Raw genomic sequence first — 16035 nt, 5'->3', positions numbered from 1 at the left:
GAGACTGGTCATGAAAATATACATTGGATGTGATGTTGGAACATCAAGCACAAAAGCCGTTGCAGTAGATGAGAATGGCAAGGTTCTGGCAGAAGGCTCAAAGAAATATACTTTCATACAAAAACATAACAACTGGGCGGAGCAGGAACCTGATGTGTGGCTGGATGGGGCTGTGGAATCCATCAAAGCCGTGATTGGACAGATTGATGAAGCCTGTATTGAAAGAATTTGTATTAGTGCATTGTATGCAGGAACCGGTGCAATGTTAGATGAAAATATGAATTCCATTCGTCCGGCACTAATCTGGCTGGATCGAAGGGCTGAGAAAGAAAGTGCCTGGGCCCAGGAAAATCTGGCAGACAAAATAGCAGAAGTAACCGATAATGGAATCGATTCTTATTTCGGATATATTAAGCTTCTGTGGGTGAAAAATAATGAACCTGAGAACTGGAAAAAACTCAGATGGGTTCTACCGGCAAATAGTTATATCGTCTACAGAATGACTGGAAAGCTTATGGTGGATTACAGCTCAGCTGGAAACTTTGGTGGAATATATGATTACCGAAACCACTGCTGGAGTGAAGAAATGTGTGGGCTTCTTGGAATACCTTTTGAAACCATGCCTACAGAATTTTGTAAGCCATATGATATTGTTGGAATGATCAATGAGGAATTTTCCAAGAAGCTCGGTCTGAAACATGAAGTTGAGCTATGTGCTGGAACAATTGACTGTATTTCTTCTATGCTTAGTGCAAATGCAGTTAAGCCAGGTGATAATGCAGCTGTTCTTGGAACTTCTTTAAACTGGGGCGTGCTTCATACTGGCTTATCAGGGGATCCGCAGATCGTTTCAATGCCATATGCGATTGATCCGGAAGATATCAGTTATACATATGCAGGGGCATCAACAGCAGGTGCATTGCCACGCTGGTTTGTAAATAATTTCTGCGGTGGAGATGGAGCTGCTGAGTATGCTGAGATAGAAAAAGGCATTATTGATGCTGACATTCCACCAGGAAGTGATGGACTTGTTATTCTTCCCTATTTTATGGGTGAACGCTCACCTATTTGGGATCAGAATGCAACCGGTGTATTTTTCGGAATGACGCTGGCACACAAAAAGACGCATGTTTATCACGCAATTCTTGAGGCAGTAGGTTATTCACTGAGAGACATGAATGATTCTATGAATCTTGACAATGAAAGAATCGAAAAGATTGTTTTGGTTGGCGGAGGTTCCCGCTCTATGATTTGGAAACAGATTCTTGCAGACATAATGGGGCTTCCTGTACTAACACCAATCAATCCGGTTGAGGCACCTTTGGGAGATGCATTCATGGCAGCGAAAGCTGGGAAAGAGTCAATAGATTTTACTCAGATCAGTGAATGGATTGAATTTAATGAAGCGGTGATGCCCGATATGAAAAAGCACAACGCTTATAATGAATATTTCAAGGTGTATAAAGCACTTTATGAAAACTTAAAAGATACAATGAGTATCAGAGCAAACATATTAAACGATACAAATCTTTGAGAAAGATTTAGTATACAAAACAAAAAACATTTAGGAGGAAAAAGCAATGAACAAAAAAGTATTGGGAGTACTGTTAGCATCTGTAGTAGCAATGGGCTCAATGGGAGTAAGCGTATACGCAGCTGATGCAGAAGAAGATCGTAATTACAGCGAGTATACTCCTGCAAAAGACGAGTACAATCTCGTATTCATCCCGAAGGTTGTTCATACCTGGTACGAAGGCGTAAAAACTGGTATTGACGAAGCCGTTGCAGAACTTGAGGAAAAAGGCGTTAAAGTTAATTATGTATGGGATGCTCCGGCAGATGCTGTTGTAACAGACCAGACTGCAAAAATGGAAGCAAATGCAGCTACACAGCCAGATGGAATGTCTGTAGCAATCATTGACCCTTCAGCAGAAACATCTGTTGTAGATGAGATCGTTGCAGCAGGAATTAATGTTGAAACATTCGATGTTGACGCTCCAGATTCATCCAGAAAATACTATTGCGGACATTCAACAAATTATGAGGATGGTTACGAAATGGCAAAGGTTCTGGCTGACAAGCTTGGAAATGAAGGTCAGGTTGCAATCCTTTCCGGAACCCTTAGTGCTTCCAACCATATTGAGCGTGTAAACGGATTCAAAGATTATATCACTGAGAATACCAATATTGAGATTGTAGATGAGCAGCCGGATAATGACTCTGTTGAGGATGCACTTTCTATTACAGAGGGTTATCTTTCCACATATCCAGATCTGAAAGGTGTATTCGGATGCAATGGTGCAGCTCCAGTTGGTGCTTGTCGTGCAATCAAAGATGCTGGAAAAGCTGGCGATGTACTTGTTGTAGGTATGTCTGAGGATGAGGAAACAGCAGGATATCTGAAAGATGGTACAATGTACTGCACATTAAAACAGGACGTTCCGTCTTATGGATATAACAGTGTTTACAACATGATCATGATCGCAGATGGAAATGAGCCTTACAAGGTTGAGGATGATATTCCAGCAGCATTTGTATATCAGGAAAATGTTGATGACTACGATTGGAACTAATATACGTATTCGTTTTAAGTAGAATCTGAATAACCAGACCTGGTTGCTTATAGTCGATCGGGTCTGGGAAAAAATAGAGGTAATTACAAATGGACAAGTATATTTTGCAAATGAAAGGTATCACTAAGACATTTCCTGGTGTAAAAGCTTTGGATAATGTGACTGTTGAGATCCTGTCCGGAGAAATACACGGACTTATAGGGGAAAATGGAGCCGGAAAAAGTACTTTGATGAAAGTACTTATGGGAATTTACAAAGCTGATGAAGGTGAAATTCTGGTTGAAGGACAAAGCGTAAAAATCGGAAACCCTACAGAAGCCATCAAATTAGGAATTGGTATGGTTCCACAGGAGCTGAATCTGAATCCATTTGTAACTGCAGCTGAGAATATTTTTCTTGGAAATGAAATTAAGACTGGCGGTAGGATCAACTGGAAGAAGACAAACGAAGAGGCTGTTAAGGTGATGAAATCAATCGGCCTTGATATCAATCCCACAACAATTGTAAGCCGTCTTAGTTCCGCTCAACAGCAGTTGGTTCAGCTTTCCCGTGTTTTGGCTACTGGTGCCAAGATTCTTGTATTTGATGAACCCACAGCGTCTCTTACTACAGCCGAGGTAAAAACGCTGCTGGCATTGATGAAAAAACTGAAAGAAGAAGGAAAAACAATTGTTTTCATTACCCATCATCTGGATGAATTGTTATCTACTACAGACCGTATTACAGTCATGCGTGATGGAAAAATGGTATCTGTGGATGATACGTCCAGTATAGATGAGGCAACTTTGATTGAAAAAATGGCTGGTAAAAAAATGGCAAAGCAGACTCGTGTAAATCGTGAAGTGAAAAAAGACGAGGTGCTGCGAGTTGAACATTTTACCAGGACGAAAGAATTTGAAGATATTAATTTCTCTGTGAACAGAGGAGAAATATTTGGAATAGGCGGACTTGTTGGAGCTGGTCGTTCCGAACTTATCAGTGCAATATTCGGAAGAACCAGACCAGAAAATGGAAAACTCTACCTGTATGGAAAAGAGACGGTGATCACATCACCTTCTGATGGGGTAAAACAGGGTATGGGATATCTTCCGGAGGAACGCCGTGCACATGGAATTTTTCCAATTTTATCAGTACAGGAGAATATGGTTATTCCAATGTACAAAAAGATAATGAAAGCTGGAAAAATTGATTACTCAAATGCGAAAAAAATCACAAATGATTATATTGAAAGAATACAGATAAAAACTCCATCGGTAGATACTCCAATCAAATCTTTAAGTGGAGGAAATCAGCAGAAAGTTATTCTTGCGCGCTGGCTTGCAGAGGGTGCAAAAATTATTTTTATGGATGAGCCTACAAGAGGAATTGATGTAAATGCAAAAGCTGAGATTTACGATTTGATCCGTCAGATGACTGCGGCGGGGGTTACTGTAATCGTTGTTTCATCAGAGCATGAAGAGTTAATGCTTCTTTGCGACAGGATTATGATTATGCATGAAGGAAAACAAAAAGGAATTCTTGATGCGAAAAGTATAAATACTTCTCAGGATATTCTCGAAATAGCCCTGGGGGATGGAGGAAAAAATGAATAATAAAAAGAAATTCAGTATTTTAAATTTGCCTACAGAATATATGATGCTGGTTGTTCTGGTTGTAATCTGCATCGCTTTGTGTATTGCGAGACCGGCATTCTATTCATCCTTTAACGTATCTACATTAATCAGAACCATTTCATGGACGACGATTGTTGCATTTGGACAGACACTTGTACTGCTTACGGGAGGAATTGACCTTTCCGTTGCTGGTATGGCAGGTATGTCTGGTATTTTATCCGCATGGTTTATGGTAAATGCAGGAATCTCACCAGTAATTGTTATTCCATGTATTTTAGTTCTGGCATATGCCTGTGGATGTCTTAATGGAATCCTGATTACAAAAATTAAAATGATTCCATTTATTGTTACTTTAGCAACCGGACAGATTTTTACTGGTATTATTTATGTAATTACTCAGGGACATCCTATTCTGGACATTCCTGAGAGCGCTGTTCAGCTTGGACGTGGAATGCTGTTTGGAGTCATTCCATTTCCGACAATTGCAATGATTGTGTTCTGTATCGTGCTGGCATATGTAATGCGATACACACCATTTGGAAGAAATGTATATGCAGTTGGTGGAAATGAAGAAGCTGCCCGTATTGCAGGTATTAAAACAGATAATGTTACGATTAATGTATATGGAATTTCAGCAGTTATGGCATCCATCGGAGGAATTTTGATCACTTGCAGACTTGGTACAGCACAGCCGACAGTTGGTTCTGACTGGGTTATGCCATCTGTTACAGCAGCTGCAATTGGAGGAACCTCTCTTTCTGGCGGACGTGGAAGTATTCTTGGAGCTCTTATTGGCGGATGTTTTATGGGAGTTGTTCAGAATGCAATTACGATCCTGGCTATCTCAGCATACTGGGAGCAGGTTATTACAGGTGCAATCATTCTTATTGCAATTGCTGTCGATTGTGTAAAATCTAAGAGATTAAATGCAGCATAAAGTTTTTTACAATTTAATTCATTTTACAGAAGCTAAAAATAAAAAATATTTATAAACAGGAGGCCACACAATGAAGGTTGATTTTTCAAAAGTAATCGAGTTAAGCCATGATATGATTCCGTCTGCACCAACTGCAGATGTAAAACCATTCGATCACTCACCAGAGGCGGCACCATTTGATCCGGATCACACAAAAGAGGAGCACTTCCGTTTAATGGCACAGACCTATGATGTTTCTGTTATGGGTGAGCGTGGAGAGCCACATCCAGAAGGAAGCTGGTATATTTCCGGAGAAGTATTTTTCTGGACACATTGCGGAACTCATGTTGAGTTTCCGTACCATCATAGAAAAGACGGACTTCAGGCACAGAATTATCCAATTGAGAATCTGATTGGAAATGCATCAATTATTGATTTTACAGATAAAAAAGCTGAAGATGCAATGACTCTGGAAGAGTTTAAAGAAAGAGGAAAACATATCCAGGAAGGTGATATGGTATTCCTTCATACAGGACTTGATGCTAAGTGGAGAACAAATGACTGGGAGCCATATCCATATGTAGAAATGGATGCTATTAAATGGCTGGTAGACGAGAAGAAAATTAAAGCAATCGGTACAGATGCAACTTCTCTGGAGAATTTCAATCATAAAAATGCAGATGGAATTGATGATCAGCCGAACCACAACTATGTATTTGAACACAATGTTGCAATGGTAGAATCTCTGACTAATCTTGATAAAGTAGGAAAGAGAGCATTTGTTACAATTGAGCCGCTTAAAATCCATGGTATTGAGGCTTGCCCGGTTAGAATTATGGCATTCCTTGATGGAGCACTTATTCCAGAATAAAGAGGGGCTTACGGTACTGTAAGGAGGATATTATGAAAATTGTAATTGGCTGTGACCCGAATGCACAGAAAGAAAAAGAAGAGCTGATTAAATTTATTGAGAGTAAAGGCTATGGAGAAGTAACTGACTACGGAAGTGAAGATCCAATTTATGCCAATGTTGCATTTAAAGTTGCGGAAGCTGTGGCTGCTGAAAAGTTTGACAGGGGAATCCTGATCTGTGGAACTGGAATTGGTATGTCTATTGCGGCAAATAAGGTTAAAGGTGCATATGCTGCGTTGGTAACAGATTATTATTCAGCACAGCGTGCTCGGTTGAGCAATGATGCAAATATTATCTGTATGGGAGCTTTTACAACTGGTGTCAAAGAAAGAGAATTTATGACAACAGAATTCCTTACAAATGAGTTTGTCCCAGGCTGTGGATCACAGCCGAAGGTAGATGCATTTGTACACTATGATGAAGAGAGATAAAAACATATAATAGCTAATGAAAAAGGACTGCCGTCGCGCAGTCCTTTTTCATTACATTTTATTTTATAAAGTTGGTATTGTCAGCAGATTCGTCAGAATCGACCGCTCATACTGCATTCCCCATCCAACCATCTGCCCGTTAAAGTAATATTTGCTCTTTAATCTTAATGGTCCAACCGCATTGGAAAGGATTGCCTGTTTCTTAGTAAGAGTGCTAAGGTCAGTGCCAGTGGGGACAGTTACATATACATTCCTGGTATAGTAGAATGGATAGGTATTTCCGCAATTGTTCAGCAGGTACTGTTCGCTTGGAAGATTTTTCTTCGGAACAGGATTCTTGCTGACTTTGACCTTCTGGACTTCGAAATTGTCAAAACCGTAATCCAGAAGGCTCTTGGTATCTGCCCATGCACCGTTTACGGAATTCAGGACAACGGCAACCAGCGTCATATTCCCACGTTTGGCGTAGGTGATCAAGGTAGCACCGGCGGCATCTGTGTAGCCTGTTTTTCCACCAAGGACACCGTCGTAGGCGTAATCCCTGCCTGCCATCATCTTGTGATGGTTCAGGAGGTAACGGGTTTCGTTGAAAATATTAGTCGGCGGAATATTATACAGGTCTGTGGTGAAAAATTTCCTGCAAAGAGGATTCTGCCATGCTGCCTTGGCAATCTTTGCCATATCGTTTGCTGTGGTAACGTGAGTCGGATCAGGAAGCCCGTTTGGATTATTAAAATGGGTATTCTTACATCCAAGCTGTGCGGCTCTGGTGTTCATCAGCTCTACAAATTTCTTTACAGAACCGGAAACCTCTTCGCCAATGCCAAGTGCCATTTCGTTGGCAGATTCCAGCATTAGTGCCATCAGACACTGCTCCACAGTGAAAACCTCCCCGGCGTCACCGTAAATGGTGGAGCTTCCAGCTTCAATTCCGTAAGCTGCCTGCTGGGAAAGGGTGAGCTGTGCGTTTATATCCAGATTCTCACAGCCGAGAAGACAAGTGAGAAGTTTGGTAATGCTGGCTGGGTAAAGCTGGGTGTCGGCATTCTTGGAATACAGGACCGCTTCTGTATTTAAATCCATAAGAACTGCAGCCTGTGCCTCGATCTTAGGACCCTCCGGCCAGCCCTGGATGGAATCCGTGTCAGCAGCCTGTGCATAATATTCGGTATGCGGATCCGGAGTAGGAGTAGGGGAACTGGCTGTTGTATCATTTGCAGTAGTATCGGTGGCCTCTGCCCAGACTGCACAAGTCTGCCCCAGAAGCATTCCCGCTGCCAGAACTCCGCAGAAAATCCGCTTTATTTTCATATGAAGTTTTTTTCTGCTCATATACAATCCTTTCTTAAATAAATACTTCAATAATTATACCACTTTTCCCTTCCTAAAACTATTAAAAGAGTGTGAATTGTTTCCATCACCCCGGAAAATAGACAAATCCAGCAGTATTTTCCCCTATTCTCTCCATTTTTTCAGCGGAAAAACACTTGACATATAGAAATTATGCCCCTTATAATAGACAAGAAAACATCATAGGTAAAGACTGCGATGGAGACAGTAAGCTGATTTTGAACGTTTAAGGTCACGAGGGGCGAGAGCCAGGGATCTTTTCAGCGAGACGGGGACGGTGCAAGCCCGCCGCAAGTAGACTCAGCCGAAGATCACTCCGGAGTTTTATCTCTGAATTCCGCTGGAAATATATTTGTGTTTTACCGATGCAGGAATGAACATAGCATATATTCGGAGCTTTCAAGTAAGAGATAACGGAATTCCCCCGTTATAGGGAGCATGTATCGGTCGCGGCAGCGGGCCTGTACATTGTAACAGGTGGTATAACGAGTGCTGAAAGCCTTCGTCCTTTTGCAGGGATGGAGGCTTTTCTTATATAAGGAAACTCCTCTGGCGTTTTGACTGCGTACTCTGGAAGTCCAATACAGCATCGGCTTTCATCTAACAAGTTGTCCGCCAGTGCAGACAGCAACAATTAATTTAAGGAGGAAAAAACTTTGTACCAGAAAGTAGACACGAATCTCAATTTCGTAGATCGCGAGAAAAAAGTAGAAGAATTCTGGAAAGAAAACCATATTTTCGAAAAAAGTATGGAAAACCGTAAAGAAGGCCCGACTTACACATTCTATGACGGACCGCCAACAGCAAACGGCAAGCCGCATATCGGCCATGTGCTGACACGTGTTATCAAGGATATGATCCCAAGATACCGTGCAATGAAGGGTTACATGGTTCCGCGTAAGGCTGGATGGGATACCCATGGTCTTCCGGTAGAGCTTGAAGTAGAGAAGAAGCTTGGTCTGGATGGAAAAGAGCAGATCGAGGAATACGGTATGGAGCCGTTCATCCAGCAGTGTAAAGAGAGTGTCTGGAAATACAAAGGAATGTGGGAGGATTTCTCCTCAACAGTTGGTTTCTGGGCTGATATGGAGCATCCATATGTAACTTACGAGGACAATTATATTGAGTCCGAGTGGTGGGCACTGAAAGAAATCTGGAACAAAGGCCTCTTATACAAAGGCTTCAAGATCGTTCCTTACTGTCCACGCTGCGGAACCCCGCTTTCATCCCAGGAGGTTTCCCAGGGCTATAAATTAGTAAAAGAGCGTTCTGCAATCGCACGTTTCAAAGTGGTTGGAGAGGATGCATATTTCCTGGCATGGACCACAACACCGTGGACACTGCCTTCTAACGTTGCACTTTGCGTAAATCCGGATGAGACTTACTGTAAAGTAAAAGCAGCAGACGGATACACTTATTATATGGCAGAAGCACTTCTTGACAAAGTACTTGGCAAGCTTGCAAAGGAAGAAGAGCCTGCATATGAGGTCCTGGAAACCTATAAAGGAAAAGACCTGGAATACAAGGAATATGAGCCACTGTTTAAATGCACAGGTGACTATGTAGCATCCAAGGGCAAAAAAGCGCATTATCTCGTATGTGATAACTACGTTACCATGAGTGATGGTACCGGTATCGTTCATATCGCTCCTGCGTTTGGTGAAGACGACAGCCGTGTAGGACGCGAATATGACCTTCCGTTTGTACAGTTTGTAGATGGCAAGGGTGATCTTACTGCTGAGACACCATATGCCGGTGTATTTGTTAAGAAAGCAGACCCAATGGTACTGGCTGATCTTGAAAAAGAAGGCAAGCTGTTCGATGCTCCGAAATTTGAACATGATTACCCACACTGCTGGCGTTGCGATACACCACTGATCTACTACGCAAGAGAATCCTGGTTTATTAAAATGACAGCTGTTAAAGATGACCTGATCCGCAATAACAACACCATTAACTGGATCCCGGAGAGTATCGGTAAAGGACGTTTCGGCGACTGGCTTGAGAACGTTCAGGACTGGGGAATCAGCCGTAACCGTTACTGGGGAACTCCACTGAATATCTGGGAGTGCAGCTGCGGTCATATGGAATCTGTTGGAAGCCGTCAGGATCTCTATGAGAAAACTGGTGACGAGCGCGCCAAGACAGTAGAGCTTCACCGCCCATACATTGACGAGCTTACCATGAAGTGTCCGGAGTGCGGCGGCACTATGCACCGTGTACCGGAGGTTATTGACTGCTGGTTCGATTCAGGAGCAATGCCATTTGCACAGCATCATTATCCATTTGAGAATCAGGAATTGTTCAAACAGCAGTTCCCGGCAAACTTTATTTCTGAGGCTGTTGACCAGACAAGAGGATGGTTCTACTCCCTTCTTGCTGAGTCTACTCTTCTGTTTAATCAGGCTCCATATAAGAACGTTATCGTTCTTGGACATGTTCAGGATGAGAATGGCCAGAAGATGAGTAAGTCCAAGGGAAATGCAGTTGATCCGTTTGATGCACTTCAGACATACGGTGCAGATGCCATCCGCTGGTACTTCTACATCAACAGTGCACCATGGCTGCCGAACCGTTTCCATGGCAAGGCTGTTCAGGAAGGTCAGCGTAAATTCATGGGTACTCTGTGGAATACCTATGCATTCTTTGTGCTTTATGCAAATATTGATAACTTCGATGCTACCAAATATACACTCGACTATGACAAGCTTCCGGTTATGGACAAATGGCTCCTCAGCAAGCTGAATACACTTGTAAAGACTGTTGACGAGGATCTGAACGACTATAAGATTCCGGAGACTGCAAGAGCACTTCAGGGCTTTGTAGACGAGATGAGTAACTGGTATGTAAGACGCTGCCGTGAGCGTTTCTGGGCAAAAGGCATGGAGCAGGATAAGATCAATGCGTACATGACTCTTTACACAGCACTGGTAACAGTTGCCAAGGCTGCAGCTCCGATGATCCCGTTCATGACAGAGGATATTTACCAGAATCTTGTAAGATCTCTGGACAAAACAGCTCCTGAGAGTATCCATCTCTGCGACTTCCCGGAAGTAAAGGAAGAGTGGATCAACAAGGATCTGGAAGAAAACATGGAAGAAGTTCTGGACGTTGTTGTTCTTGGCCGTGCATGCCGTAATACAGCAAATATCAAGAACCGTCAGCCAATCGGAACCATGTATGTAAAAGCTCCGAAGGTGATGGATAAATATTTCACAGACATTATTGCAGACGAGCTGAATGTAAAAGAAGTGAAATTTGCAGATGACGTGGAATCCTTCATTTCCTACAGCTTCAAGCCACAGCTTCGTACAGTGGGACCGAAATACGGCAAGCTTCTCGGCGGAATCCGTACTGCACTTGCAGAAATCAACGGCAGCAAGGCTATGAGCGACCTGAAGACAAACGGTGTACTTGTACTTGATATCGATGGAAATAAGGTTGAGCTTACAGAGGAAGACCTGCTCATCGAGACTGCACAGACAGAGGGCTACGTGACAGAGTCAGAAGGCGAGACTGCAGTTGTTCTGGATACCAACCTGACACCTGAGCTGATCGAAGAGGGATTTGTCCGCGAGATCATAAGTAAAGTACAGACCATGCGTAAAGAGGCTGGCTTTGAGGTTGTGGATAAGATCCGTGTATCTGTAAAAGATAATGACAAGATTATCGAGACCATGAAGGCAAACGAGGCTGAGATCAAATCTGAAGTTCTGGCTGAGGAAGTCGTTTATGGCGAGACAGATGGTTATGTAAAAGAGTGGAATATTAATAAAGAGCATGTAACTCTTGGTGTTACAAAGCTTTGATTTAACATACAACAGGAGGATCAAAATGATTGACAAACAGTTTGACAAAGAAACCTTCAAGAAAAGTGTAAAAGACAACGTTAAGTTTCTTTACCGCAGAAAGCTTGAAGAGGCAACTCAGGAGCAGCTTTTCCAGGCAGTAAGCTACACAGTGAAGGATGTGATCATCGATAACTGGCTTGATACACAGAACGCTTATGAAAAGCAGGATCCGAAGATCGTATATTATATGTCCATGGAGTTTCTTATGGGACGTGCCCTTGGAAACAACCTTTTAAACCTTGGTGCATACGGTGAAGTGAAAGAAGCTCTTGAAGAGCTTGGAATCGACATCAATGCACTTGAGGATCAGGAGCCGGATCCGGCTCTTGGAAACGGTGGTCTGGGAAGACTTGCAGCATGCTTCCTTGATTCCCTTGCAACACTTGGATACAGTGCATATGGCTGCGGAATCCGTTACCGTTATGGTATGTTCAAACAGGAAATCAGAGACGGATACCAGGTTGAGGTTCCGGATGCATGGCTTGAAGAAGGCTATCCATTTGAGCTTCGTCGTCCGGAGTACGCAAAAGAGGTACATTTCGGGGGATATGTAAGAGTTGAATATGACCAGGCAACCGGCCAGAACAAATTTGTCCATGAAGGATATCAGGCAGTAAAGGCAATCCCATACGATATGCCGATCGTTGGTTATGAGAACAATGTAGTAAATACACTTCGTATCTGGGATGCTGCTGCTATCGAAGAGTTTGGATTTGATTCCTTTGACAAAGGTGATTACAAGAAAGCCGTTGAGCAGGAGAACCTCGCAAAGGATATCGTAAACGTTCTTTATCCGAACGATAATAAAATGTCCGGTAAAGAGCTTCGTCTGAAACAGCAGTACTTCTTTGTATCTGCAAGTATTCAGGCTGCAATTGAGAAATATAAGAAAACACATGATGATATTAAGAAGCTCCACGAGAAAGTCGTATTCCAGATGAACGATACTCATCCGACTATGGCTGTTGCAGAGCTTATGCGCCTTCTTATGGATCAGGAAGGTCTTGGCTGGGATGATGCATGGGCTGTAACTACCAAATGTGTTGCTTACACCAACCATACCATTATGGCTGAAGCTCTTGAGAAATGGCCGATCGAGCTGTTTTCCAGACTTCTTCCACGTGTATATCAGATCATCGAAGAGATCAACCGTCGTTTCATCATTGAAGTACAGAACAGATATCCTGGAAACTATGAGAAAATCAAAAAGATGGCAATCATCTATGACGGACAGGTTAAGATGGCTCACCTTGCAATCGTTGCAGGCTTCTCTGTAAATGGTGTTGCAAGACTTCATACAGAAATCCTGAAGAATCAGGAGTTAAAAGATTTCTATGAGATGATGCCAGAGAAATTTAATAACAAAACCAACGGTATCACTCAGAGACGTTTCCTTCTTCACGGAAACCAGAATCTTGCTGCATGGATCACAGACCATATTGGACCAGACTGGATCACAGATCTTTCCCAGATCAGCAAGCTGAAGGTATATGCTGACGATGAGAAGGCTCTTCAGGAATTTATGAACATTAAATTCCAGAACAAACAGCGTCTTGCAAAATATATTCTGGAGCACAATGGTGTTGAAGTTGATCCTCACTCCATTTTCGATGTACAGGTTAAGAGACTTCATGAGTATAAGAGACAGCTTCTTAATATCCTTCATGTAATCTATCTGTACAACCAGATTAAATTACATCCGGAGATGGAATTCTATCCAAGAACCTTCATCTTTGGCGCAAAAGCTTCTGCAGCATATGAGCGTGCGAAAAAGATCATCAAACTGATCAACTGCGTAGCAGATATTGTAAACAACGATCCATCAATTGGCGGCAAGATCAAAGTTGTATTTATCGAGAACTACAGAGTATCTAATGCTGAGATGATCTTTGCAGCAGCAGATGTTTCCGAGCAGATTTCTACTGCAAGTAAAGAGGCTTCCGGTACAGGTAACATGAAGTTCATGCTGAACGGTGCTCCTACACTTGGAACCATGGACGGTGCAAACGTAGAGATCGTTGAGGAAGTTGGTCAGGAGAACGCATTTATCTTCGGCATGAGCGCTGACCAGATCATTAATTATGAGAACCATGGCGGATACGATCCAGACTTTATCTACAACACAGATGCTGAGATCCGTCAGGTACTGATGCAGCTGATCAATGGAACCTTCTCCAGCGATACAGAGCTGTTCAGAGATATCTATGATTCTCTTCTGAACACTAAGAACTGCTCCAGAGCAGACCAGTATTTCATTCTCGGAGACTTCAGATCCTATGCTGAGGCTCAGAAGAGAGTGGAGGCAGCTTATAAGGATGAGAAGAAGTGGGCGAAGATGGCGCTTCTGAACACTGCATGCAGTGGTAAATTCTCCTCTGACAGAACCATCCAGGAGTATGTAGATGATATCTGGCATCTGGATAAGGTTACTGTAACCAAGAGCGAGGCTGCTGAGAAATAAATAAGGGCAAATTTATTTTGCGAAAAAGATTATAAGAAATAATAAAAGCTGTATCCATGCCAGAACCTGAAAAGGTTGGTGTGGATGCAGCTTTTTTCCGCTACAGTAAATATGAATTTTTTTCAGATTGAGTTTACCATTCAAGTGTGCCATAATGAATATATACATATCAGTGTGGGAAAAATGCGGATAAGGAGGTCAGAGGCTGTTATGAAACCAATCGTATCCATTGGAAATCAGGATTTCAGATCCATTCGGGAGAATCATAATTTTTATATTGATAAGACAGCGTTTATCAAAGAATGGTGGGAAAATCAGGATACAGTTACGTTGATCACCCGCCCCAGACGCTTTGGTAAAACCTTGAACATGAGTATGGTGGAGAATTTTTTCTCAATTCAATCCAAGGCGGAGGAGAATCTTTTTACAGAGCTTGAGATTTGGAAAGAAGAGAAGTACCGGGAACTTCACGGCAAATATCCGGTGATTTTTCTTAGTTTCGCTTCTGTGAAAGGCGACACTTATTCCGATGTGCGCGAAGGAATCGTGCAGACCATCCTGGATCTATACGCGAAGTACGATTATCTGCGCCAGAGTGATGCACTAAATGAGAAGGAAAAGGCCTATTTTGACTATGTGAATGGTGAAATGTCCAATACCATTGCAGCTATGGCGCTTCGGAGATTATCTCTTTGTATGAGTCTGTATTATGGGAAAAAAGTGTTGATTCTGCTGGATGAATATGATACGCCGCTGCAGGAAGCTTATGTGAAAGGGTACTGGAATGAACTGACCTCTTTTATGAGCAGTCTGTTTAATTATACGTTTAAAACCAATCCATATATGGAACGTGGATTGCTAACTGGAATCACACGGGTCAGCAAGGAATCTATTTTTTCCGATCTTAATAATCTGGAAATAGTGACAACCACCTCAAATAAATACAGCACCTCTTTTGGTTTTACGGAGGAAGAAGTGAGAAATGCCCTGCAGCTGTTTGGACTCCAGGATCAGGCGGATAATGTGAAAAAATGGTACGATGGTTTTTGCTTTGGAAATAAGAGTGATATTTACAATCCCTGGTCTATTACGAAATATCTGGATACTGGGAAATTTGACAGCTATTGGGTTAATACCAGCTCCAATTCGTTGATTGATAAGCTGATTCAAGGCGGTACTTCAGATATCAAAATTGCTATGGAAGATTTGCTGGAGGGAAAGACCATAGAAACTGCCATTGATGAAGAAATCATTTTTGAGCAGCTGGAAAATAACAGTGCGGCTGTGTGGAGTCTGTTGCTGGCATGTGGATATTTGAAGGTAAATAAAGCTTCAAAAGATGGCGCTGGTGGAAACTATATTCTTTCTCTGACTAATTTTGAAGTACAGAACATGTTTCGCCGCATGATTCAGGGATGGTTTGGTAATGTGTCCGTAAGGTACAACGATTTTATTAAAGCATTATTGTCAGATGACCTGGATTACATGAATCAGTATATGAATCAGGTTGCGATGCAGACTTTCAGCTTTTTTGATACTGGAAAAAAGGCAGAAGAGCAGGAGGAACCGGAGCGGTTTTACCATGGTTTTGTACTGGGGCTGATGGTTGACCTTGCAGATAAATACAGAATTACCTCTAACCGGGAAAGCGGTCTGGGACGGTACGATATTATGATGGAGCCCCTGGAGAAAAATAAAAGAGCATATGTAATAGAATTTAAAGTGCATAAAGCAAAGCGTGAAAAGGATTTGGAGGAAACCGCACAGAATGCTTTGCAGCAGATTGCGGAAAGAAATTATGATGCGGAGCTTATGGCACGGGGAATTCGAAAAGAAAATATCAGACATTTGGGATTTGCATTTTGGGGAAAGAAAGTGCTGATTGAGCAGGAATAAATCAGGAACGGGCAGCAGCTCTTAGTTGAGT

General features: G+C 42.3%; 10 protein-coding genes. 9 read left to right on the top strand and 1 reads right to left on the bottom strand.

The genetic code is table 11. The features are described from left to right. The first annotated feature begins 10 nt into the window (after nt 1–10). From PGQ38_RS00655 to PGQ38_RS00630, 6 genes are all read left to right on the top strand, one after another. Nucleotides 11–1534: an FGGY-family carbohydrate kinase gene (locus tag PGQ38_RS00655; protein ID WP_148461492.1), complete on the top strand. Its 1524-nt coding sequence runs from the start codon at nt 11–13 to the stop codon at nt 1532–1534. A 46-nt stretch (nt 1535–1580) separates the two neighbouring features. Continuing rightward, complete coding sequence (locus tag PGQ38_RS00650) at nt 1581–2573, top strand: substrate-binding domain-containing protein (RefSeq protein WP_148461493.1); 993 nt, start codon at nt 1581–1583, stop codon at nt 2571–2573. A gap of 89 nt (nt 2574–2662) precedes the next feature. Next, complete coding sequence (locus tag PGQ38_RS00645; RefSeq protein WP_148461494.1) at nt 2663–4165, top strand: sugar ABC transporter ATP-binding protein; 1503 nt, start codon at nt 2663–2665, stop codon at nt 4163–4165. Then, on the top strand, nt 4158–5123 hold the full coding sequence (locus tag PGQ38_RS00640; protein ID WP_173769409.1) for an ABC transporter permease: 966 nt from the start codon (nt 4158–4160) through the stop codon (nt 5121–5123). The genes PGQ38_RS00645 and PGQ38_RS00640 overlap by 8 nt, the downstream gene beginning before the upstream one ends. Nucleotides 5124–5193: 70 nt before the next feature. Next, the gene (locus PGQ38_RS00635) at nt 5194–5973 is read left to right on the top strand and encodes a cyclase family protein (protein WP_195991252.1); all 780 of its coding nucleotides are present in this window, start codon (nt 5194–5196) and stop codon (nt 5971–5973) included. Between the two features lie 32 nt (nt 5974–6005). Continuing rightward, a complete protein-coding gene (locus tag PGQ38_RS00630; protein WP_148461497.1) occupies nt 6006–6446 on the top strand; it encodes an RpiB/LacA/LacB family sugar-phosphate isomerase in 441 nt (146 codons plus the stop codon). 63 nt (nt 6447–6509) lie between these two features. Here the strand turns inward: PGQ38_RS00630 and PGQ38_RS00625 are convergent, their stop codons facing one another. Beyond that, nucleotides 6510–7778 carry a D-alanyl-D-alanine carboxypeptidase family protein gene (locus PGQ38_RS00625; RefSeq protein ID WP_226855081.1) on the bottom strand — a complete coding sequence of 423 codons (1269 nt, stop codon included), beginning with the start codon at nt 7776–7778 and terminating at the stop codon, nt 6510–6512. A gap of 674 nt (nt 7779–8452) precedes the next feature. On the opposite strand from PGQ38_RS00625, the gene ileS reads away from it, so the two are divergent. From ileS to PGQ38_RS00610, 3 genes are all read left to right on the top strand, one after another. After that, complete coding sequence (ileS, locus tag PGQ38_RS00620) at nt 8453–11605, top strand: isoleucine--tRNA ligase (protein ID WP_270430523.1); 3153 nt, start codon at nt 8453–8455, stop codon at nt 11603–11605. Nucleotides 11606–11630: 25 nt separating this feature from the next. Next, nucleotides 11631–14108, top strand: coding sequence for a glycogen/starch/alpha-glucan phosphorylase (locus PGQ38_RS00615; protein ID WP_270430521.1), 2478 nt, complete (start codon nt 11631–11633; stop codon nt 14106–14108). A 210-nt stretch (nt 14109–14318) separates the two neighbouring features. Further along, nucleotides 14319–16004, top strand: coding sequence for an AAA family ATPase (locus tag PGQ38_RS00610; RefSeq protein WP_270430519.1), 1686 nt, complete (start codon nt 14319–14321; stop codon nt 16002–16004). Nucleotides 16005–16035 lie beyond the last annotated feature (31 nt).

The sequence above is a fragment of the Blautia faecis genome (assembly GCF_027662325.1).
Classification (GTDB): domain Bacteria; phylum Bacillota; class Clostridia; order Lachnospirales; family Lachnospiraceae; genus Blautia_A; species Blautia_A faecis.
The sequence above is the reverse complement of the archived record's forward strand: the minus strand, read 5'-3'. Positions and strand labels throughout refer to the sequence as shown.